The following is a 22,559-nucleotide window of genomic DNA, read 5'->3' as shown; positions in this document are numbered from 1 at the left end:
GCAACGCGCTGGCGGGCTCACATCGGTGAGCCGTGCTGGATCAACTCAACCTTGTAGCCATCCGGGTCGGTCACGAAGGCGATCAGCGTGTTGCCGCCTTTGACTGGTCCGGGCGCGCGGGTCACTGCGGCGCTCAGGGCTGCTCCTTTTTGCTGCACCTGGTCACAAACCGCCTGGATGTCGTCCACGCCCAGCGCGATGTGCCCGTAAGCGGTGCCCAGTTCATACCGCTCGACACCGTAGTTGTAGGTCAACTCCAGCTCGGCATGTTCCGGGTTGCGGCCGTAGCCCAGGTAGGCCAGGGTGTATTGCTGCTCCGGGCGATCCACGGTGCGCAGCAGGCTCATGCCCAGGGCCTGGGTGTAGAAATCGATGGCGCGCTGGAGGTCTCCAACGCGCAGCATGGTGTGCAGCAGTCTCATGGTGATGTCGAGGTGTTCAGCAATGACGCTCGACAGTGTGCCGCAGCCGCGCCATGGGCGCGGCTGTGGGGGCATCACTTGAACTGGGGCAGCAGCACGCTGTCGATCAACCAGACCGTGCCGTTGGTGGTTTTGACGCCCTTGCACGAGGCCACCGATTGATTGACGGAGGCGCCGTCCTTGTCATAGCCCACAAACAAGGTTTGCCCTTGCAGGGTCTTGACCTGCGTGGGGATGAGGTTGCGTCGTGGGTCGACCGTGCCGGGGCTGACGTGGTAGGTCAGCACCGAGGTCAGCAGGGCGGGGTCCCCGCCAATGAGGCCCAGCAGGGGCGCAGGCACCTTGCCAAAGGCATCGTTGGTGGGTGCGAACACCGTCAGGTTGCCTGGCGCCGACAGCGCGCCCACCAGATTGGCCGACACCACGAGGTTGACCAGGGTGCTCAACTCGGGCGTGGCGATGGCGGCGTCCACGATGGTGCCCGGAAAGCTGACCAGCTGGGTGTGGCGGCACTCGATGTACGACTTGAAGTTCACCAGGCTGGCCTGGGCGGTGCCCGCGGCGCTCAGGGACACGGCAAGGACGGCGCTGAGTCCGATCTGGCGCAGGGTGTTCGCGGAAGTGATCATGCTGGCTCCTGAAAAGGTGGTTGCGAAGTGACTGGTTGGTGCAAAAGTGACTGCACGGTCGCGATTGTGCGCAACTCGGTCCGCTTTGCAAGTGCCCACGCAGGTGTCAGGGGATTTTTTGGCGAGGACTGACCGGCGTCAGTTTGAGGTCGGTGTGCTCAGGTTGACGGCAACCCAGCCGCGCACGCTGTTGAGCAAGGCCACGCCTGCGGCCTGTTTCAGATCGTCCAGGGTGAGCACACGCTCGACCAGGCGGCCTGACTTGAGCAGCTCCGACCGCATCACACCGGGCAGCAGCCCGCACGACAGCGGCGGGGTGTACCACTGGGCGCCCAGTTGCATGGCCACGTTGCCTATGGTGAATTCGGTCAGTTCACCCTGGCCGTTGTAGAGCAGGGTGTCGACGCAGCCATCAGGTGGCGCAAAGGCGGCATAGGCTTGTCGGCGCGTGGTCTTGTGGCGTATGAAGTCGTCTGCCACGGGCATGGCGCGCTCGGCCAAGGCCACCGATGGCGACGATGACCAGGGGAGCAAGGGCGCGCATTCGGTGTGAACCTGCCCGCGCACATCCACCAGCAGCCGCAGTTTGTAGACGCCCTCGGGGTGTTGCCGGGCGTGTGCTTGCAGGGCCTGCGTGGCGCGCGCCAACACCTGCGTGTGCCGCGGGCCGTCTGCCCATGGCCAGTGAAAGTGCGCCGCGCTGCTGTGCAGCCGGTTCAGGTGTTGTGCGAGGCGGTGAACTTCACCCGACTCCAGGCGCAGCGACTCCAGCAACTCGAACGGCTGGTCGGCCCGCCGCAGAAATGCCTGTTTGGCTTGCCACTCGGCGATTTCTCCCTCGGGGTGGGCGTCCAGGGTGATGCCGCTGCCGATGCCGCACCGGGCCACCCAGGGGGCCGGCGGTGGGGGCGTGTTCATGGTCACGGTGCGGATGGGCACGTTGAACGTGACCCTGCCGCCAGGTTGCATGACGCCGACCGCGCCGCAGTAAACACCTCGCGGACCTTGTTCCAGACGTGCGATGTGGTGCATGGCCTGGCGTTTGGGCGCACCGGTGACCGATCCGCACGGAAACAAGGCCTCGAAAAGCGCTGACAGTCGCAGGCCGGGGTGGCTGAGCGCCGTGATGGTCGACGTCATCTGCCACACCGTGGGCCAGGCCTGCACATCGAACAACCGCGGTACTTGCACGCTGCCCACCTGGGCCACCCGAGAGAGGTCGTTGCGCAGCAGGTCGACGATCATCAGGTTTTCAGCCCGCTCTTTGGGGCTGGTGCGCAAGTGATCGGCGGCGGCCTGGTCTTCGTGCGGGTCTCGGGCCCGCGCAGCGGTGCCTTTCATCGGCCGGGTGGTCAGCTGTGCGCCATGCCAGTCGACAAACAATTCAGGCGAGACACTAAGCACCACCCCGGGATGCCTGGCCACCGCCCGGCTGTCCAGCAACAGGCTGTAGGCTTGTGGCTGACTGCGTTGCAGTGCTTCGAACCATGGCATCAGCCCACGCTGAGCAGGTCCCTTGGGGTTGCTCCAAGGGCTCTCAAGCCGGCCTGTCAGGTTGATCTGGTAGACCTCGCCTGCACGGATGAGGTCACGGATCGTTTCGATCTGGCGGCCGATGTCGTCATGGCTCTGGTCTGCCTGCCAGCCATGCGCAGACCAGCTGGCGTCCGGGGGCATCTGGTCGGGTGCGGCCAGACCATCCGGCCAGGGCTCAGCCTGCTCGTAAATGGCCCAGACGGCATAAGGTTGGCCGGGAGGGAGCGCCTTGACAGGCAGGTGGGCGTTCAGCCCCGGGGCGGCCTCGTAGGCCACCCATCCAAGGCACCAGCAGCCTTGTCGTGCAGCGTCGTGTGCCGCATCCAGCAGGCCAGGCACCTGATGGGCGTCATGGGCCACCAGCCAGCGCCTGGGTTGCCCAAAACGCCAGCGCCAGCGCGGGGCCTGAGGGTCCAGCGGATCGGGAAAATCAAGCAGCGCGGTGGGCGCGGCAGGGTCTTGGTCAAGCACGGCGCGACGGTGTCAGGCAGGTGCTGATCAGCACCACCCCGGCCACGGCGAACAAGGCCAGGCTCCAGAATTCGAACGGGACGCCCAAGAGGTCCACGGCGGCGTCTGCACATGAGGCGCGCACCTCAAACGCTTCGGGAAAGTGCAGGTCCAGGCCGCTGGCACCGATGATCTTGTCGGCCAGGGTGAGGGCGCAGGATTGGGTTTGCGCCGCCACGAAGTGCTGCCACAAGGCGGCGGCCGCTCCGCCGACGGCCAGCGGCAGGCTCAGCCCGGCGATGACGCGCCGCCCCAGGCCAGAGGGCTGCGCAGCGGCCACCAGGGCCAGCACGCCCAGCACCACAAACAACAGGCGCTGGAGGATGCACCAGGGGCAGGGCTCCATGCCCCATCGATGTTGGGCCAGCAGGGCCAGACCGACGCCAGCCAGGCAGGCTGCCCCCAGGAGGCCCATCCACAGACGGGGTTGGCGCATGCGGCTCATCCTTGTACTTCGGCAATCAACTCGATTTCGACGCACGAACCCAGCGGCAGTTGCGCCACACCAAAGGCGCTGCGCGCGTGCACGCCGACGTCACCCAGCACCTGGCCGAGCAATTCAGAGCAGCCGTTGGTGACCAGGTGGTGTTCGGTGAAGTCGGGGCTGCTGTTGACCAGGCTCATGACCTTGACGATGCGCACCACCTTGTCGAGGCCTCCGGCCGCCACATGCAGGGTGCCCAGCAGGTCGATGGCCACCGCTCTGGCCGCTTGCTGGCCTTCGGCCGTGGTCATCGAGCGCCCCAACTGGCCGGTCCAGACCTGTCCGTCTTTTTTGGCAATGTGTCCAGACAGAAACACCAGCTGCCCGGTGCGGGTGTAAGGCACATAGGAGGCGGCGGGGACGGCGACGGGCGGCAGGGTGATGCCCAGGTCTTGGAGGCGTTGTTCGATCGACATGGTTCAGCGGCGTAGGTTCAGCGGCGAAATTCAGCGGCGTAGAGCGGGGGATGGTCTTGCGACAGGTGCCCCCCTCTAGGGGGCGCATGCGCTTCAAGGGCAATCCTACACTGGGCCTCATTCATTAAACGATTCAGGGGTGTTCATGCAGGCTTGGCTGCTCGCGGCCATGGCGTGGACCGCCGGTGTGGCCTTGCAGCTGTCGTCTGACGCGGCGGTGTCGGCACCATGGTCGGTGGCGGGCATGGGGCTGGCGGGCGTCATGGGCCTTGTGGCCGCGCTGCGCCTGCGCCTGCACCGGCCAGGGTACGCAGCCCAGGCGGGGCTGATCATGGCGATCGCGCTGATGGCCTGGGCCAGCACCGGCTGGCGTGCCCAGGCGCGGCTTGCAGACCTGGCCGGCGGCGCATGGCCGCAGGACGCGCAGCGCCTGGTGGTCAAAGTGGTTGACTTGCCGGCCCGTCTGGGCAGCACCTGGCGGTTCGAGGGCGTGGTGCTGGACGCCGATCACCGCGCCCAGGGCGTGCCTGGGCGTTTGCGGCTGTACGCCAACACCGGCCTGATGGCGGCGCCAGCCCCGGGCCAGGTGTGGGCGCTGACGGTTCGCTGGCGCCCGCTGGACGGAATGTACAACCCCGGCGGCTGGGACCCGACCAGGTCATTGTTTGCGCGAGGGGTGCAGGCCCAGGGCACGGTCGTGGCCGAGCCTGCACCCGTCTGTCTGCACACCGAAGCCGGCGGCATCGACGCCGTGCGCCTGGCCATTCGCCAGGCCATTGAACGGCGGGTGCCTGAGGCCGGCAATGCGGGTGTGTTGGCCGGCTTGTCTGTGGGCGATCAAAGCGCCATCGAGCGCGCAGACTGGCTGGTGTTTCAGCGCACGGGCGTGGCCCATTTGGTGAGCATCAGTGGCCCCCACGTGCTGATGGTGGGCTGGCTGGCGGGATGGCTGGGGCGCCGGCTTTGGTCTCGGTCTGCCGGTTGTTGTCGGTGGTGGCCTGCGCCATTGGCCGCAGCCTGGATGGCCGTGGGTGCGGCACTGGCCTACGCGGCACTGGCAGGCTGGGGCATCCCGGCGCAGCGCACGGTGTGGATGATGGCCACGGTGACGGCGCTGCGCACCTGGGGCGTGCGGTGGCCCTGGCCATTGGTGTGGGCCTGCGCAGGGGTGGTGGTGCTGGTGATCGATCCGTGGGCCCTGTGGCAGGCCAGCTTCTGGCTGTCGTTCGTGGCCGTGGCCACCATGATGATCATGGCGCCTGCCATGGACGCGCTCAGCGCACGGGCCAGCACCGATGGCCTGCACGATGCCCTCCAGGGGCCGGTTGCGGCAAGCGCCTTGCCCCAGGCGACCCCGTCTTGGCCGATGCGCCTGTGGCGGTGGTTGTCGCCCCCGGCCGCGTCATTGTGGGCCACGCAGTGGCGCGCATCGCTGGTGCTGGCGCCGGTGGCCTTGATGTGCTTTCAGTCGATTTCGCTGGTGGGCATGGCGGTCAACCTGTTGGCCATCCCGTGGGTGGGCCTGTTGATCGTGCCTCTGAGTCTGCTGGGTGTGTTGTGGGCGCCCGCCTGGGATGCGGCCGCCATGGCCGTAGAAGTGATGCGGGTCGTTCTGACTTGGGCCTCTGCCCCACATTGGGCGCAGTGGTGGCTGCCTTTGTTTCCGGGGTGGCTGGGGGCCTGGGCGCTGTTGGCCGCCCCTTGGTTCATTCTTCGGGTGCCAGCGCGGTGGCGCTGGTGGGCGGCACCACCCCTGGTGGCTTTGTGCGTGCTGCCTCCGGGGTGGCGGACCTTGCCGCCCCCCGCACACGGCCACTGGGCGGTGTTGGCCGCCGATGTGGGGCAGGGCACGGCGGTGGTCGTGCAGACGGCTCGACACCAGCTGCTGTTCGATGCCGGCGTGCGGTTCCCATCCGGGAGCGACATGGGTGAGCGGGTGGTGGTGCCTGCCTTGCGTGCGCTCGGCGTCGATGCGCTTGATCTGATGGTGATCAGCCACGACGATCTGGATCATCACGGCGGCACAGCATCGGTGTTGAAGGCCATGCCCATCCGCGCCCTGTCATCGTCATTGCCCGATGGGCACGCCTTGCTGAATCGGCCTGACGCCCAGGGGCACGTGCCACACCATCTTCCCTGCGTGGCAGGACGGTTCTGGGTGTGGGATGGCGTGCGATTCGAGTGGCTGCACCCGGCGGCTGAGGCGCATGAGGTGCAGGGCGAGGGCGAGGGCGAGGGCGAGGGCGAGGGCGAGGGCGAGGGCGAGGGCGAGGGCGAGGGCGAGGGCGAGGGCGAGGGCGAGGGCGACAACGCGCGCTCGTGTGTGCTGAGGGTGCAGGCCCTTAACGGCATGGGGCCCGCAGCGCTGTTGACGGGCGACATCGAGTCGGCACAAGAGGCCGCGCTGATCGAGTCTGTGGGTGCCAGCGGATTGCGCTCGGAGGTGTTGATCGTGCCCCACCACGGCAGCGCCACATCCTCCACCGAGGCCTTCCTGGACCTGGTGGAGCCTCAAGAGGCGGTCATCCAGGTGGGGCGCCACAACCGTTATGGGCATCCCCATCCCGCCGTGCTCCAGCGTTTGACGGCCCGCGCGACGCGCGTGCTGGACACGCCCCACTGCGGCGCGTATTGGCGGCACAGTGATCAGCCTCAGGGCCTGTGCTGGCGACAGCACGAGCAGCCCTATTGGCATGCCGATCGGCTCAGGGGCTCAGCGCAGGCCAGTCTTGCGGCAGGCGTGAGGCCATGACCTTGTCCACCCGTTTGCCGTCCATGTCGACGATTTCGAACCGCCAGCCGTCCCACTCCACCGTGTCGGTGATTTGCGGCAGGCGGCCCAGCAGCAGCATCATCATGCCGGCCAGGGTGTTGTAGCGGCCGCGGTCTTCATCTGGCAGGGTCTTGATTTCCAGGCGGTCCTTCAACTCGGTGGCCGGGATGAGTCCATCCACAAGCCAGGAGCCGTCCTCGCGCTGCACGGCCCATGCGTCGTCCGGCTCAGAGGGGGTGAACTCGCCCGTGATGGCCTCCAGCACGTCGCGCAGGGTGATCACACCTTGCACTTCGCCGTATTCGTCGACCACGAACACCATTTGCGTGTCCGAGCCACGGAAGTGCTCCAGCAACTCCATGCCCGACAGCGTTTCGGGCACGAACACGGCCGGCAACATGCCCACGGCCAGATCCTGCACCTGGCTTTGCGTCAACTGGTGCAGCAACTGCTGGGCGGTCACCACGCCCATGACGTCGTCCAGGCCGCCTCGGCACACGGGGTAGCGCGAGTAGCCGTGTTCGGCGATGGTGGCCAGGTTGTCGGCCAGCGGGGCCTCGATGTCCAGCCATGCGATGTCGCTGCGCGGAATCATCATCGAGCTGATCAATCGCTCGTCCAGGCGAAACACATTGCGCACCATCTGGTGCTCGTGGGCTTCGATCACCCCGGCGTCCAGGCCTTCTTCCAGCTGGGCGGCGATTTCTTCTTCCGTCACGCTGCGGTTGCCGTTGTCCTTGATGCCCAGCGCCCGCAAAATGCCTTCGGTGGAGGCGGCCAGCAAGCGCACAAAGGGCTTGGCGAACAGCGACAGCCACGTCATGGGCTTGGCGATGGTGCGTGCCACCATCTCGGGATGCATCTGGCCCACGCGCTTGGGCACCAACTCACCAAAGATGATGGTGACGAAGGTGATGATCATCACCACCAGGCCGGTGGCCGTGATGCCGGCGGCCGGTTCGGGCAGCGACAGCTGAGCTTGCAGCCAGGTGGACAGCGGTTTGGAGAAGGCCGCTTCACCAACGATCCCGTTGAGCACCCCGATGGAGGTGATGCCGATTTGTACCGTGGACAGGAACTGCGTCGGGTTGTCGTGCAGGTTCATGGCGGCGCGGGCACCTTCATCACCCGCTTCGACCAGCACTTGCAGCCGAGCCTTGCGGCTGGCCGCCAGGGCCATCTCCGACATGGCAAACAGCCCGTTGAGCAGGATCAGGAAAATCAGTAGCGCTACGTCCATGGTCGGCGCCGGGCAGGGCCGGGCCATCGGTTGGCAGACCTTTAGCGTAGCACGCTCGCGCCTTGCAGCCAGGCCGCAGCGCGTTCGCCGATCATGATGGCCGGCGCATTGGTGTTGGCGCCGACCAGCGTGGGCATGATGGATGCATCTGCCACGCGCAGGCCCTTGATGCCGTGCACCCGCAGTTGGGCGTCCACCACGGCCATGGGGTCGGGGCCCATTTTGCAGGTGCCCACCGGGTGGTAGATGGTTTCTGCATGCTCGCGAATGTAGGCGGCCAGGGCCTCATCGGTGGCCACCTGAGCGCCCGGGGCCATTTCATCGCCCCGCAGGCCATTCCATGCGTCAGACGCGAAGATCTCGCGGGCGCGCCGCACGCCCTTGACCAAGGTGCGCAGATCGTCAGGGTGGCTCAGGTAGTTGGCCTCGATCAGGGGCGCGTCGGTGGGGTTGGCCGATCGCAGGCTGATGCGTCCTCGACTCTTGGGGCGCAGTTGGCACACGTGCATGGTGTAGCCCTCTTGCGCCAGGAAACGCAGGTCCCTGCCATGGTCGCGCAAGGCCGCGGGCATGAAGTGCAACTGCAGGTCCGGAATGGGCTCGTCGGGGGACGACTTGATGAAACCGGCGCCTTCGGCGCCATTGCTGGCCAGCGTGCCGGTGCCTTTGAGCGCGTAGACCAGCGCATCCCATGGCCCTTTGAGCCAGTTGCGCCAGGTCAGGCCTGCCGACACCGGCCGATTGCAACGGTGCGTGAGCGTCACGTCCAGGTGGTCTTGCAGGTTCTGCCCCACGCCGGGCAGGTGATGCAGACACTCGATGCCGTGTTGGCGCAATTGTTGCGCATCGCCAATGCCTGACAGCATCAGCAACTGAGGCGACTGCACGGCGCCGGCCGACAAGATGATCTCGCCATCGGCGTGCAGGGTGCAGGCCTGCCCCCGATGCAGATAGTCCACCGCCACCGCCTGGTGACCGGACAATTGAACCCGCGTGACGTGTGCGCCCGTGATGATGCGCAGGTTGGGCCGTTGTCGCACGTCCGGTGTCAGAAAGGCCTTGGCGGTGCTGCAGCGGCGGCCGCGCCGTTGGGTGACCTGATAAAACCCCACCCCTTCTTGCTCGGGGCCATTGAAGTCGTCATTGAAGGGGTGTCCCACCGCCATGCCGGCCTGCACGAAGGTCTGTGTCAGCGGGTGAGGTTGGGCCTGGTCCATCACGTGCAATTCGCCCTCGGCGCCGTGAAAGGCATTGCCCCCTCGGGCCTGCTGTTGTGACTGGCGGAACCAGGGCAGCACATCGTCGTAGGCCCAGCCCGGGTTGCCCAGCGACGCCCAGTGGTCGTAGTCCTGCCGGTGGCCACGCGTGTACAGCATGGCGTTCATGCCACTGGAGCCCCCCAGCATCCTGCCGCGTGGCCAGAACAACTGCCGTTGGGCCAAGCCGGCCTCGGCGTGGGTGTGAAACTGCCAGTTCAGCCGTTTGCTGCGCATCAGCCACAGCATGCCCATGGGCACGTGGATCGTTGGGTGCCAGTCGTCCGGCCCCGCTTCGAGCAGGCACACTTGCACATGAGGGTTGTCGCTCAGACGCTTGGCCAGCACGCAGCCGGCCGAGCCGCCGCCCACGATGATGTGATCGACACGGTGGTGGTTGGTGGGCATGGGGTGCAGGCCTTTATCGTACCGGTGGAATGTTTGATACTGATAGTATGTCAAAAGTGCCCATGAAACGCAAGACGTTCAATCAAAACCATTCTGCAGGTGCGGAAGGAGGGCGCGCGCCCGCGCCCAAAGAGGGCACACGCCGTGGCGGCTTGAGAGAGCAGCATGCAGAAGCCACGCGCCAGGCGCTGGTCACGGCGGCGGCGTTGCGGTTTGCGGCGCACGGCTATGTCGGCACCAGCCTGGACGATGTGGCGGCCGATGCCGGGTCCACCAAGGGCGCGGTTTATCATCACTTCAAGGACAAGCGCGCGTTGTTCGAGGCCACCTACGAGCATTTGTCGTCGTCCCTGGTTCATCAACTGGTGCAACACCCCTTGATGGCCTCAGGCGCCGTGGGCGATGCGATCGCCGTTTTTCTGGCCCTGGCGCCAGACCCCTCGTACAGCCGGGTGCTGTTCCTGGAGGGGCCCGCAGTGCTGGGCCCGGCCTTGTGCCGGGACATCGACATGCGGCACGGCCTGGGGCTGATGGAGGCCCTGGTGTCTCGCTTGATCACGCCCGAGATGAAAGCGCAGGTGTCCAGCACCGTGCTGACCCGCCTGATGCTGGCCACCCTGATCGAGGCCGTGCAGATGATTGCCATGGCGGCAGACCAGACCGAGGCCGACGCCCTGGCGCGACAAGCCAGCCTCGTGCTCAGTCGATCGTTCGGTGCCTTGAGTGCCGGTGCCTGACCGTTTGGAGACCACCCCATGAACTACCTGATCGGCGATGTGCAGGGCTGTTGTGCGCCCCTGCAGGCCCTGCTGGACCGCCTGGGCTTTTCGCCGTCGCGTGATCACGTGCATGTGCTGGGTGATCTGGTCAACCGGGGGCCGGATTCTCTGGGGGTGCTGCGTTTGCTGCGCCAGCTGGAGGGCAGCGCCACCTGCTTGCTGGGCAACCATGATCTGCACTTGCTGGCCGTGTCGTGCGGCATCCGCGCGCCGCACCGCAGCGACACGCTGATGCCCATCCTGGAGGCGCCTGACCGCGACGACTGGCTGGACTGGTTGCGCCACCGGCCGCTGGCGGCCTGGGATCGAGGTTGGCTGATGGTGCACGCCGGGGTGCTGCCTCAATGGACCTGCCAGCAAACGCTGAGCCTGGCGGCGGAGGTGGAGCAGGTGCTGCAAGCCCCGGACTGGCCCCGCCACCTCCAGACCATGTACGGCAACACACCCGAGCAGTGGCACGACACCTTGCAAGGCGATGACCGCCGCCGCTGCATCATCAACGCCTTGACGCGACTGCGTTTTTGCGATGCGCAAGGACGCATGGAGTTCGCCACCAAGGAGGGCGCGGGAGGGGCCCCCGAGGGATACATGCCATGGTTTGATGTGCCGGGCCGCTGCACGGCGGGCACCCCGATCGCCTTTGGGCACTGGTCCACGCTGGGCTTGATCCAACGAACGGACCTGCTGGCCCTGGACACGGGTTGCGTGTGGGGTGGAAGCCTGACGGCCGCCAGCCTGGACGGCGAAGGCCGGGTGAGTGTTGTGCAGGTGCCATGCCCTCAGGCCATGAAGCCTGGGGTGTGAGCTCGCGATAGAATGGGCAGTTGAGGGTGTGTGGCCGAGCGGTTTAAGGCACCGGTCTTGAAAACCGGCGAACGTTTGCGCGTTCCGTGAGTTCGAATCTCACCGCACCCGCCACCTGGTCCAAGGTGGCCACGGCGGCATCCGTGACGAAAATCATGAATTCGTTCAATATGCGGTGCCTTGGCCACCTGAACGCGGGGGGCTTGGTGTCACATGCTGTCACACATGGCGGCTACCATGGGAACCAATCGAGCACACGCTCTGTCCCAACATCAGGAACCCACCATGAAGCGCACCGTTTCTTCCATCGCCGCAGCCGCTGGCTTGTCGTTCGTGCTGGCTTCGTCGGCCTCGGCTGACACGCTCATGTTCACCACCTCCAACCTGACCTCGCTGCCCAGCAGCATGGTCGTGGGTGCTGGTGGCGCCTCGTGTGAAGACCCCCGCACCGATGTGGTGGGTGTGTGCGGTGCCTCGCTGAAGTTCAACACCACTGCTGGTGAGTTGACCGTGACTGCCGGCGATGGTGAGTCGCATCCGGGCGCCTATGTGTTCCAGGGTGGTGGCACCACCGGTCTGGGTGTGGTCGAGGGCTACACAAAGAACGGTGCTTTCAAGGTCGACGACAGCAACTATTCGCTCGACACCAGCAAGGAAACGCTGACGCTCAGCTTTGCTTCTGCCGTGAACCTGAGCCAGCTGTATTTCTTCGCGGATGACCGCACCAACACCCTGAAAGAACTCGACAAGATCGACGGGTTCACCGTGTCGGTGGACGGTGGCTCCAAGCAGGAGTTTTCGTTTGGTACCAACTTTGGCCTGCCTGTGAGCCTGGCCCTGACGGGCACCACGTTCACGTTCGGTTATGCCCACAAGCTCAGCGGCGAAGACTACTTTCTGGCCGGCGTGGGTTTTGCGCCTGTGACACCCGCCATCCCTGAGCCTTCCACCTACGCCTTGATGGGCCTGGGGTTGGTTGGCCTGGCCTTGGCGGCCCGCCGTCGCCGCGCCTGAACCCGGACCCTCACGCCTGCTCAACGAGCTGCCCTTCGGGGCAGCTTTTTTTTGGGCTGCGCTGGTTGTTTGGCTTCTGGCCAATAAAAAACCCCACGCCGCAAGGGTCGTGGGGTTGTGGGCGGTGTACCTCACCGGCACACCTGATGGTGCGAGGGGCCTGCACCATCTGTCCGCCCTCAAGGAGCGGTGCCATCTCACCGATGGCGGGTGTGGCACGATCCCCATGCCTGCGCGTGCTGACCGCATGCGCTGTACACCCTGTTGAGGCCGTCACCCGGCACTCCTGCGTTGCAGTGATCACTTCACTCAACGCCATTGCAGTGTGCCACCAGCGCGAGGCCTGTGCACGTCGCAGATCAAACATGGGCCGCGTTGAGCGTGAGTTCGTCACGATGAGGGCATCTGAGTGCACACTGTCTTGCTCATCGATCCAAAGAGGATGAACGGATGTTGGATGAACATGCCCTGTTGACGGTCACGCAGATGCGCCAGGCGGATCAGGCCAGCATGGCGTCGGGGCGTTCAGGTTTGATGCTGATGGAGGCTGCGGGACAGGCCGTGGCCCGAGCGATCATGCACCGTTGGGCCCCGCGTCCGGTGTGTGTGCTGTGCGGGCCCGGCAACAACGGTGGCGATGGCTGGGTGGTGGCGCAGCGTCTGCAGTCCTGCGGTTGGCCGGTGACCGTGGTGTCGCTGGTGCCCCGATCGTCATTGCAGGGCGATGCTGCCGTGGTCAGCCACCAATGGTCTGGGCCCGTGACGGTGCTGGACGCAGAGAACCATTTGCAGCAAGGCGCCGAGGCCTGGACAGGTTTTCAGGCCGACGAGGGTCTGGTGGTGGATGCGCTGTTCGGGGCGGGGCTGAGCCGCACGCTGGATGCGCCTGTGGCAGGCATGCTTCAGCAAGCCAGGATGCATGCTTGTGCGATGGTGGCGGTGGATGTGCCCAGTGGTGTGTGGGGCGACTCTGGCGAGGTCGGCGGAGCGCCACGTTGTGATTTGACCGTGACGTTTTTTCGCATGAAGCCCGCCCATGTGCTCATGCCTTCCAGGGGGTACTGCGGCGAGGTGGTGGTGGCAGACATCGGCATTCAACCGGACGCCGTGCCCGAGGGCGTGGTACAGGCCTGGGACAACCACCCTGACCTGTGGCGGCACTGCTGGCCGGCCTTGGGCGAGGCGGGGCACAAGTACGACCGCGGGCATGCCGTGGTGTGGGGTGGGGCCCGCATGCCGGGCGCGGCCAGGTTGTCAGCCCGCGCGGCCGCACGCATCGGCGCGGGTTTGACCACCCTGTGCGTGCCACTGGCCGCCTGGCCCGTTCATGCTGCGGCGCTGGACAGCATCATGGTGCACGGCGTGCCTGACGACGACGCCGACGCCATGGCGGAGGGCCTGACCTGCTTGCTCCACGACGCGCGGCACCGGGCCGTGCTGGTGGGGCCAGGCGCTGGTGCGGGCCTGGGGATGCCCGGTGTGAGGGCGCTGGTGGCGTCGGCCTTGCACAGCCAGCGTCAGGTGGTGCTGGATGCCGATGCGCTCACGGCCTGGCAGGATGCGCCCGACATGCTGGCCCAGGCCATCCAGCAATGGCCCGCGCGTGAGGTGGTGCTGACCCCTCATGACGGCGAGTTCGCCCGTCTCTGGGGGCCGATTCGAATGGGTGATGGCGGCCGCTTGCATCGGGCACGATGGGCGGCTCGCCAGATGGGGGCGGTGGTGGTGCTCAAAGGCTCCGACACCGTGGTGGCGGCGCCCGACGGCAGGGCTTGCGTCAATCGCCATGCCTCGCCCACGCTGGCCACGGCCGGTGCCGGGGACGTGCTGGCCGGGCTGGTCGTGGGCCTGTTGGCGCAGGGCATGCCTGCTTGGGAGGCGGCGGCCGCGGCCGTGTGGGTGCATGGCGACGCAGCCTTGCGCCTGGGGCGGGGGCTGGTGGCCGACGATCTGCATGGCATGGTGCCGTCGGTGCTGCAGGCCCTGTGGCCGCGTTGATCGACGAACTCAGGCCAGGCAGGTTCGGTTCTTGCCAGTTCGTTTGGCCTCGTACAAGGCCACGTCGGCCCGTTCCAGCGCGGCTTCGATGGGCTCGCCTCGACGGTACAGCGTCACGCCGGCAGAGAAGGTGATGAAGACTTTCTTGTCTTCATGCGTGAAGAACTCGGCACTCAAAGCCCGTTGCAGTCGGGTCAGCACCTGCTGCCCCTCCTCGGCAGGCGTGTCGGGCAGCATCACGACGAATTCTTCGCCGCCGTAGCGGGCCACCACGTCCACCGGCCGCAGGCGTTGTCCGACTTCCCGAGCCAGGAACTTCAGGGCCTCATCGCCGGTCTGGTGCCCCAGGCTGTCGTTGAGCTTCTTGAAGTTGTCCACGTCCAGCAGACCAATGGCCAGGGGGCTGTCCTGGCGGTCTGCACGTGCCTGCTCGGCCTCGAAGGCCCGCATCATGCCCCGTCGGTTGGCGATCTGGGTCAATGGATCGGTCGACACCTCGTCGGAGAGCTTGCGTATTTCGTCTTCCAGTTCGCGCACGCGCTCGGTGAGTGCTGTGGCGCGCTCATGCTCTTGGTGCAGGCGGTGCTGGGCCTGTGACACGACCGACTGCACGGCTCTGCTTTCTTGCACCATCTCGCGCACCACGCCCGTCAGGCTCTCCAGGCTGTCGGCCTGACCGATGGTGTCGGCATACCGGCCCAGGTTGTCCTGGAATCGGTCGGTGGTGTTGCCCAACTCGGCCAGCTCCTGAAGCATGGTGTGGATCAACGCCTTCAGGGCGTCACGCGCTTGTGCCCGCTCTTGTTTGAGCTGTCGCTGACGGGCTCGCGTGTCGTCCAGCAGTTGCTGAACGTGGCGCACACCTCGGTGGTGCAGGCCATCGTCCAATTGGTGCCGCATGGCCACGCACTGCCCTTGTACCCAAGAGTCGTCTTCGGCCAGGTCGCTCAGGCTGTCGGTCAGGGCGTGAACCAGTTCGGTCAGCCGCTCGTGCAGGTGGTGTCGGTGCTCGATCACCTGCCGTGCGTTTTCGCAGGCTTGTGCCAGCTCCTGCGCCAGCGCCTGTTGTGCCGCAGGCACTGTGCTGTCGTCGGTGCGTGTCGACAACGGCGTGATGGCCTCACTGAGGCGTCTTGCGGCTTCGGCACTGGGCGCAGGCTCTGAGGGCAGGGCGCTCAGCAATGTGCGGTGCAAATGGTCCAGCCCCCAAGCAGCGATTGCGGGCCACTGGCCTGGTTCGTCTGACGGCGCCTGCCCCGGCGGCGCATCGGGGGCCTGTGTGGTGTCAGGTGCTGAGGCGGCGGCGGGCTCGGTGGTTGCAGGCGAGGCCAGTGCTTCCAGCAAGTTGGGGTCGTCGCTGTCGCTTCGCCAACTGCCCACCAACTGACTGAGCCGCTGATGCAAGCGCTGCCCGGATTGCCGGCTGCCTTGCAGAACGCGCTGCAGGCTGTCCTTTTTGCGTGCACTGGTCCATTGTCGGCCGCCCCGTTCAGCCCCTTTGACGATCTGTTCGATCAGCGTGGACCATCGGCTGCCGGCCTCTTCATCACTCCAGGCACCGGAGGCGCTGGCGGGTGATGTCGCGGCAGATGCGGCCGCGTTGGCCACGCCCGCCTGCTGGGCTTCTTTCTCGTAGGCTTGTCTGAAGTTTTCGGGGGTGGGCTCTTGCCTGGCTTGGGCCAATCGCCTCAGCGCCGCCTTGGCCAGCATGGCTGGCGAACTGGCCAGGTCCGTGCCCGGCGCGCTCAGGGCGGTGTCCTTGCTGGGGGGCGCTCCGTGGGGGGCTGGCATGTGTGTGGTCAGGTGCGAGCGGGCGGGGGGCTGGTGGGCCGGTCAGCGTCATCTCCGCCGATGCACGGCAGTGAGCGTTTTGACAACACATCCACCACCCAGTGTTCCAGCTCGGCGGCCGGCATGGGACGAGCGTACAGGAATCCCTGACAGATGTGGCAGCCCAGCTTGTAGAGAACCTCCATCTGCGAGACCTTCTCCACGCCCTCGGCGATGACGCGCAAGCCCAGAGCGCGTGCCAGCGCAATGATGGCCGAGACCACGGCCGTGCTTTGCGGTGTGTCGCCCAGGTCGTGCACAAATGACCGGTCGATCTTGAGTTCGCTGATGGGCAGGGTGGTCAGGTAGGCCAGGGACGAGTAACCGGTGCCGAAATCATCGATGGAGATTTCGGTGCCGAGTTGATTGAGCCGATGCAAGGAGGGCACCACCCCCTGCAGGTCCTTCATCAGCCCCGTTTCGGTGATTTCGAGTTCGATGGCGCGGGCGTTGACCTCGTGTCGAGCCAGGATGGCCTCGACCTTGTCCACCAGGTCAGGTTGTTCGAACAGCCGGCTGGGCAGGTTGACCGCGATCGAGGCGTCGAATCCCAGGCGAAGCTCCCATTCCTTGGCCTGCCGTGCGGCCTCGTCGATGGCCCACAGGCTCATGTCGTTGATGAGTCCGGTGGCCTCGGCCAGTGGAATGAAGTCCGCAGGCGACACCAGTTGCCCTTCGCGACGCCAGCGCATGAGGGCCTCGGCGCCGACCCAGCGCCCCGTCTGCACATCCACCTTGGGCTGGTAGTACAGCACCAGCTCGTTGCGCTCCAGGGCCTTGTGCAAGGCCGTGTCCAGGTCCAGTCGCACGCGGCCCTTGCTGGCCAGTTGCGGGTCGTAGCGCATCACGGTGTTGCGCCCCTGGCTTTTGGCCAGGTCCATGGCCACGTCGGCATGGCGCAGCAGGTCGGCCACGTTCAGGCCATGGGCCGGAAACAGGGCCACGCCCACACTGGCCGTGATGAAACATTCCTGGCCTGCCGCGATCATGGGCTCACGCAAGGCTTCCAGCAGGTGGTTGGCTGTGGCCATGGCATCGGCTTCGCCATTGATTTCGGGCAACAGCACCACGAACTCATCGGCACCCAGGCGCCCGACGGCCTCCAGGGTGCGGTGGCTGCGTTGCCCGGGGGCGTCTCCGGTGCCATCCATGACCTGCTCGGAGTGTTTGACGCAGTTGCGCAGTCGCCGTGACACCTCGATCAGCAGTTCGTCGCCGGCGTGGTGTCCCAGGTTTTCATTGATGATCTTGAACCGGTCCAGGCCAATTTGCAGCAAGGCCACGCTGTGGTTGAGCCGCTTGGCGTACTCGATCGCACGTTCGGCCCGCCAGAACACCTGCCGGCGGTTGGGCAAGCCCGTGAGCGTGTCGAAGTTGGCCAGGTGGTTGATCTTGTCTTCAGCCACCCGGCGATCGGTCACATCCTGCACGATGCCGGTGTAGCCGGTGAGGCTGGCCAGCTCGTTGAATTCGGGCTCGGCCTCCAGGTGCAGGATGCGCTCGCGCCCATCGTGCAGGTTGATGCGGATGTCGTTGCACAACACCGTGCCGTGGTCGATGACCTGCCGCAGGATGCGCAGCATGCCGCGCCGATCCTCTTTGGGCATCATGCGAATGATCTTGCGCAGGCCCAGCGGGTCACCAGGGCCCAGTCCAAACACGCGCAATCCTTCGATGGAGAAAGCCAGATCGCCATCGCCCTTGCGCCAGTCAAAGCTGCCCATGCGCGCCAGATCTTGTGCGCGGGCCAGTTTGGATTTGCTGCGCTCCAGTTCATGGCGGGTGCGTGACGCGCGCAGCAGGTAGCGCAAGCGTCCGGCCAGCAGGCTCCACTGGGTGCTCTTCACAAAGAAGTCGGTGGCCCCCACCTCATAGGCTCGGGTGATGGAGGCGTCGTCGTCCAGGCCTGTGAGCATGAGCACCGGCACGGACTCGTAGCCGGGCAGGCCGCGCAGTTCCTGGCAGGTGGCAAAACCGTCCAGTCCAGGCATCACGGCATCGAGCACCACCACGTCGGGCAGCCAGTCGGTGATGACCTGCAAGGCCTGTTCGCCCGACGCCGCTTCGGTGATGGCAAAGCCACGCTCGCGCAAGGCGATCGAGGTCAGCAGCAGATTGACTTCGTCATCATCGACCAGGAGCACGCGGGGTTGGTCCATCAGGTCGTTGTCGGCGAAGGCAGCCTGTTGAGTCATGGTCGTTGCTCCAGCAGACATCGAAGGCCCACGAGCACACGATCGACTTCCTGCGGGATGTCGCTGAGGTGCGTGCTCAAGTCTTCTCCTGTCTGGCGCCGGATCATGGTCTCGATTTCGGCACACATTTGTGACAACTTGAGTGCGCCGATGCTGGCTGAAGAAGACTTGAGTGTATGCGCGACATGCAGGATGCCTTGCATGTCTTGTTGGCGGATTGCATCTTCGAACTGGGGCATGAGGCGTCCCACCGACGTTTCAAAGGCACTGGCCACCCTCTCGAACAGGCGGTTGTCCCCTTTGGGGTCGAGTTCCTTGAGGCGCCTCAGCGCCTCCTGGTCGAACAGGCTCAGCGGATCCATGGTGGGAGTCTCCTCTCGAACCGCCTCCGCTGATGGGGCGATGCGCTCATGTGTTGCGCTTGCAACAGCTGCGGGTGGTGGCAAGGTGGGCACCGAGGGTGAGCCCTCTGCCGAAGACGGTGGGTCTGTGCGCAGGTGCTCCATCAGCACTTTCTGCAACTGGCTTTGCCGGAACGGCTTGGACAGGTAGTCGTCAAAGCCCAGGCCGAGGAACCGATCTTCATCACCTTCCAGCGCATTGGCGGTGACCGCGACGACGGGCGTGTCGGTCGCGGTGAGGAAGGTGAACCTGGACGATGAGCCACGACGGAAGATGTCCAGTGCTTCGACCCCGTCCATGCCTGGCATCTGGATGTCCATGAGGATGAGGTCGAAGCGGGCCTCGCCCAGTCGACGCAAGCCTTCCAGTGCAGAGCTGGCCACCCGCACATCGCAGCCCAGGCGCTTGAGCATCTGGGTGCAGACTTCCTGATTGACCGGGTTGTCTTCCACCACCAGCACGTGCTTGTGCAGTTTGGGCAGCTCGGGTTGGGTGTCTTGCGCCATTTCAGCCGTGATGCCCAGAATGGCCTGCCGCAACTCTGCCTTGCGCAGGGGTTTGGGTACGAACCGCTGGAAGCCGGCCTCCTGGGCCCGTCGCACGTCATCCGGAGAGGACACGGATGACAGGAGCACCATCTTGAGCTGCGGGTAGCGCCCACTGCCGCGCACGGCCCGCGCCAGTCCGATGCCATCGAGCTCAGGCATGTTCATGTCCACCAGCGCCAGGTCAAAATCCTGATCGCGCTGTTGATCGTCCATCAACATTTCAAGGGCTTCACGCCCATTGCGGGCCTGCGCCACGTGCATGCCCCAGGCCGACAGCATGTTTTCGATGACGGTACGGTTGGTTTCGTTGTCGTCCACCACCAACACGCTGAACGCGGGCATGTCCGGCTCTTCAAGCATGGCCATGTCGGCATGGCTGTCGCCGGTGCGCACGGGTACGCTGAACATGAACTCCGAACCCACACCTGGTGCGCTGTGCACGTCGATCTGGCCGCCCATCAGTTCAACCAGTTGTTTGGAGATCGCCAGCCCCAGGCCCGTGCCGCCATAGCGTCTGGCCATGCCGCCGTGGGCCTGGATGAAGGCGCTGAAGAGGCGCGGCAGGGCGTCGGTGGCGATGCCGATGCCGGTGTCGCGCACGATGAACTCCAGCACCATGTGCCCAGCCGGGTCGGCCTCGGTGGATGCTGCCGGGGCCGCACTCACGCGGATGTCCACGACCACTTCGCCGTGCTCGGTGAACTTGATGGCGTTGGCCACCAGGTTGGTGAGCACCTGACGCAACCTCAGTGGATCGCCATGGATGACGCTGGGCAGGCCGGGTTGTTCGCGGAAGCTCAGCTCCAGCCCCTTTTCATGGGCGCGGGGGGCCATCAACTCCAGGGTGTCTTCAACCAGTGTGCGCAGCACGAAGTCGCAGGTGGCCAGCTCCAGCCGGCCTGCCTCGATCTTGGCGAAGTCCAGAATGTCGTTGATGATTTCCAGCAGGCTTTCGCCAGAGCGGTAGACCGCTTGGGCAAACCGGCGTTGCTTGTCATTGAGCGAGGTGCCCAGCAAGAGCTCCGTCATCCCGAGGATGCCGTTCATCGGGGTCCGGATTTCGTGGCTCATGTTGGCCATGAACTGGCTTTTCGCCTGGCTGGCGCTTTCAGCTGCATCTCGGGCACGCTGCAATTCCAGTGCCTGTGTGTGCTCGTCGGTCACGTCCGACAACAGCCCGTACACCCGTACCTGCCCATCGTCCAGGCGCCTGGGTCGGGTGCGGTGCCGCATCCATCGCAGGCCTTTGCCCGGCACGTCCAGTCGCACGATGGCGTCGGTGGGGAAGCCCTGAACCTCCTGGTGAGCTTGCAGGTTCCAGGCCTCCCGGTCTTCGCTCACGAGCAGTGCGTCGAGTTGTTGCGGGCTGCTCATCAGCGAGTCGGCCGACAGGCCCAGCAGCTCATTCGTTCGGGGGCTCAGGTAATGGAATTGCTGGCGCTTTTCGGTGGCCACATAGACCAGGTCGTCCATGGACTCGACCAGCTCGCGGAAGCGCCGTTCGGACTCTTCCAGATCCCATTGAGCCTGTCGTGATTCAGTGATGTCGCGCAGCAGCGAAATCAGCAGGCGAGGCCTGCCATTGGCGTGTCGGAGGGCGAAGTGCCGGGCGTTGACGGTGCGCGGCCCCGTGGGGCTGTCCCAATGCACGTCATGTTCGATGGTGCCACCCTTGTCGATGGCTTCTGCCATGCGGGGGCGCACGCGGTCCATGGCCTCATGCCCCAGGGATTGCTCCAAGGGGCGGCCGACGACGCTGTCACGCTTGAGGTCGAATTCGATCTCCGTGTAGCGGTTCACCGCGACGACGTTGAAGTTCACCGGGTCCAGCACAAACAGGCTCACGGGCAGGTTGCCCAGCAGGGCCTCCAGAAATTCCCGCTCTTGTTCTCTGATTCGCTCTTGCGATTGCCGGCGAGTGATGTCGTTGAACAGGCACACGTACTGTCCACGACCTCCGGCCTCGTCGAGCATCTGGATGGCATCGATCTCACCCCAGTAACGGGTGATGGTCTGCGGCCCCTTGCGCCCGGCCTCGAAGGCCATGCGAAACGGTGTGCCACGCTGAAGGCAGGCCCTCAGCTCCCGAGCAGCGTCCTGGTCGCCTTCCTCCTGGGCCATCAGGTCAGGCAGGCTGCGCCCCACCACCTTGTCGTCTGGCCAGCCGGTCAAGGCCGTGAAGGCGCTGTTGACCCACTCCACCACGCCATCACGGTCGGTGATGGCCACGCCGCTGCTGATGCGGGTGGCGACCTGGGCCAGCCGCCCCAGATGCTGGGTGCTGCTGGCCATGCGCGCCAGCTGTGCTTCACGCTGGGCCACAAAGCCCAATTGGGCCGCCGCAATGTGGAGCACCGGGTCCAGTTCGTCTGGCGCAGGCGGGCGTCGGGGGTCATCAAACTCCAGCAAGGCCACGGGCCAGCGATCGACCACGATGGGCACGGCCAGCACCTGTCGGGTGCAGGCCTCCCGCCATGGTCCGGACTGAGGGCGGTCCAGTGGGAGGTGGCCCAAGGTGGGGCGCAAGGCATGCAGTGCCGTGCCCAGGGGCGGGTCGTCGCGGTGTACCGTGGCGATGGCGCTGACATCGATCAGGTCGGCACTTTCACTGCCCGTGTCCACCCACGGGCGCAGCAGCGCCGATTCGCCGTTCCAGCCTTCCACGCGCAGCCCCACCCACGCCCTGGAGCCCAGGTGGGCGTGCAGTGCTTCGCCGATGCGGTGCATGGCTTGAGACAGGCTGGTCGTGCCTTGTGCCAGGTCCACGATGCGCTGGCTGAGCGCCAGCAGCCGGGCCTGGTGCTGCGCCAGCTCCTGGGCTTGTTGGTTGGCGAGGGTGGTGGCGGCGCCCTCGCTGGGCAGCGAGTCTGGTGGCAGCGTGCTGCCCTCATCCGTGCCGACCGAGGGCGCCAGGCGGCTGCGGGCCAGGTAGCCGATGCCGGCCGAGGTGAGCACTGACAGCGCCAGACCAGCACCACCCAGCCCCCATTGCCATCCGGCTGCCAGGGTCATGGCAGCGGACGAGGTGATGTACAGCACGATCCAGGGGGCGGGCATTGAGGTGTTTCCGGCGGCCGGCCAACCGGCGAGCTGTCCGTGTTGAACGCACGAACCAGGCCGCCGATTGAGTCAATTTGTTCACGAACTTTACAAGGTGAATGAAAACAGCGGCCAGCAGAACAAACCCCCTCCAGGCGTCCTTACAATGGTTTGGATGCGTCAACTAGCTGACACTGTGGTCTGGTCAGGCGAGACGGGGGCGGCCCGGGCGAAAGCCGTGGGGCAACGCGCCCGTCACTGGCGACAAGCAGCCTG

The 22,559-nt window shown here is 65.7% G+C and carries 15 protein-coding genes and 1 tRNA gene; 6 read left to right on the top strand and 10 right to left on the bottom strand.

Going from position 1 to position 22,559, the window contains the following annotated elements; all coding sequences use genetic code 11:
- Positions 1-17: 17 nt before the first annotated feature.
- The 5 genes from gloA to WNB94_RS02905 all read right to left on the bottom strand — a co-directional run bounded on the left by gloA (position 18) and on the right by WNB94_RS02905 (position 3,997).
- A complete protein-coding gene (gloA, locus tag WNB94_RS02925) occupies positions 18-422 on the bottom strand; it encodes a lactoylglutathione lyase (RefSeq protein ID WP_341388279.1) in 405 nt (134 codons plus the stop codon).
- Between the two features lie 74 nt (positions 423-496).
- On the bottom strand, positions 497-1,051 hold the full coding sequence (locus WNB94_RS02920) for a fasciclin domain-containing protein (protein WP_341388278.1): 555 nt from the start codon (positions 1,049-1,051) through the stop codon (positions 497-499).
- Between the two features lie 138 nt (positions 1,052-1,189).
- The gene (locus tag WNB94_RS02915; RefSeq protein WP_341388277.1) at positions 1,190-3,058 is read right to left on the bottom strand and encodes a chorismate-binding protein; all 1,869 of its coding nucleotides are present in this window, start codon (positions 3,056-3,058) and stop codon (positions 1,190-1,192) included.
- Positions 3,051-3,533 carry a disulfide bond formation protein B gene (locus WNB94_RS02910; protein ID WP_341388275.1) on the bottom strand — a complete coding sequence of 161 codons (483 nt, stop codon included), beginning with the start codon at positions 3,531-3,533 and terminating at the stop codon, positions 3,051-3,053. Before WNB94_RS02910 ends, WNB94_RS02915 begins: the two co-directional genes overlap by 8 nt.
- A gap of 5 nt (positions 3,534-3,538) precedes the next feature.
- Positions 3,539-3,997: a RidA family protein gene (locus tag WNB94_RS02905; RefSeq protein WP_341388273.1), complete on the bottom strand. Its 459-nt coding sequence runs from the start codon at positions 3,995-3,997 to the stop codon at positions 3,539-3,541.
- Positions 3,998-4,142: 145 nt separating this feature from the next.
- Here WNB94_RS02905 and WNB94_RS02900 point away from each other — a divergent pair, with 145 nt between their 5' ends.
- A complete protein-coding gene (locus WNB94_RS02900; RefSeq protein WP_341388272.1) occupies positions 4,143-6,749 on the top strand; it encodes a DNA internalization-related competence protein ComEC/Rec2 in 2,607 nt (868 codons plus the stop codon).
- Here the strand turns inward: WNB94_RS02900 and WNB94_RS02895 are convergent.
- Together WNB94_RS02895 and WNB94_RS02890 are read right to left on the bottom strand one after the other, a co-directional pair.
- Entirely contained in the window at positions 6,703-8,010 is a 1,308-nt protein-coding gene (locus tag WNB94_RS02895) for a hemolysin family protein (protein ID WP_341388270.1), read from the bottom strand. The genes WNB94_RS02900 and WNB94_RS02895 overlap by 47 nt on opposite strands.
- Before the next feature lie 41 nt (positions 8,011-8,051).
- Positions 8,052-9,674, bottom strand: a complete 1,623-nt coding sequence (locus tag WNB94_RS02890; protein ID WP_341388269.1) for a GMC family oxidoreductase — start codon at positions 9,672-9,674, stop codon at positions 8,052-8,054.
- A gap of 62 nt (positions 9,675-9,736) precedes the next feature.
- Between WNB94_RS02890 and WNB94_RS02885 the strand changes: the two genes are divergently transcribed.
- The 5 genes from WNB94_RS02885 to WNB94_RS02865 all read left to right on the top strand — a co-directional run bounded on the left by WNB94_RS02885 (position 9,737) and on the right by WNB94_RS02865 (position 14,269).
- Positions 9,737-10,411, top strand: coding sequence for a TetR/AcrR family transcriptional regulator (locus WNB94_RS02885; protein ID WP_341388268.1), 675 nt, complete (start codon positions 9,737-9,739; stop codon positions 10,409-10,411).
- Between the two features lie 18 nt (positions 10,412-10,429).
- Positions 10,430-11,257 (top strand): symmetrical bis(5'-nucleosyl)-tetraphosphatase, encoded by an 828-nt coding sequence (locus WNB94_RS02880; RefSeq protein WP_341388266.1) that lies wholly within the window; start codon positions 10,430-10,432, stop codon positions 11,255-11,257.
- A gap of 24 nt (positions 11,258-11,281) precedes the next feature.
- Positions 11,282-11,371 (top strand) — tRNA-Ser (locus tag WNB94_RS02875).
- 171 nt (positions 11,372-11,542) lie between these two features.
- Entirely contained in the window at positions 11,543-12,271 is a 729-nt protein-coding gene (locus WNB94_RS02870; RefSeq protein ID WP_341388264.1) for a PEP-CTERM sorting domain-containing protein, read from the top strand.
- 450 nt (positions 12,272-12,721) lie between these two features.
- Positions 12,722-14,269: an NAD(P)H-hydrate dehydratase gene (locus WNB94_RS02865; protein WP_341388262.1), complete on the top strand. Its 1,548-nt coding sequence runs from the start codon at positions 12,722-12,724 to the stop codon at positions 14,267-14,269.
- Positions 14,270-14,278: 9 nt separating this feature from the next.
- On the opposite strand, the gene WNB94_RS02860 is transcribed toward WNB94_RS02865, so the two are convergent.
- From WNB94_RS02860 to WNB94_RS02850, 3 genes are read right to left on the bottom strand one after another with little or no spacing between them, the layout of a single operon-like run.
- Entirely contained in the window at positions 14,279-16,060 is a 1,782-nt protein-coding gene (locus tag WNB94_RS02860; RefSeq protein WP_341388260.1) for a GGDEF domain-containing protein, read from the bottom strand.
- 8 nt (positions 16,061-16,068) lie between these two features.
- Positions 16,069-18,294: a putative bifunctional diguanylate cyclase/phosphodiesterase gene (locus WNB94_RS02855; protein WP_341388258.1), complete on the bottom strand. Its 2,226-nt coding sequence runs from the start codon at positions 18,292-18,294 to the stop codon at positions 16,069-16,071.
- Positions 18,291-22,301 carry a response regulator gene (locus tag WNB94_RS02850; RefSeq protein ID WP_341388256.1) on the bottom strand — a complete coding sequence of 1,337 codons (4,011 nt, stop codon included), beginning with the start codon at positions 22,299-22,301 and terminating at the stop codon, positions 18,291-18,293. The genes WNB94_RS02855 and WNB94_RS02850 overlap by 4 nt, the downstream gene beginning before the upstream one ends.
- Positions 22,302-22,559 lie beyond the last annotated feature (258 nt).

Source organism: Aquabacterium sp. A3, assembly GCF_038069945.1.
In the GTDB taxonomy this organism is placed as follows: domain Bacteria; phylum Pseudomonadota; class Gammaproteobacteria; order Burkholderiales; family Burkholderiaceae_C; genus Aquabacterium.
Note: the sequence above shows the minus strand (reverse complement) of the source record. Positions and strands in the feature narration are given on the sequence as shown.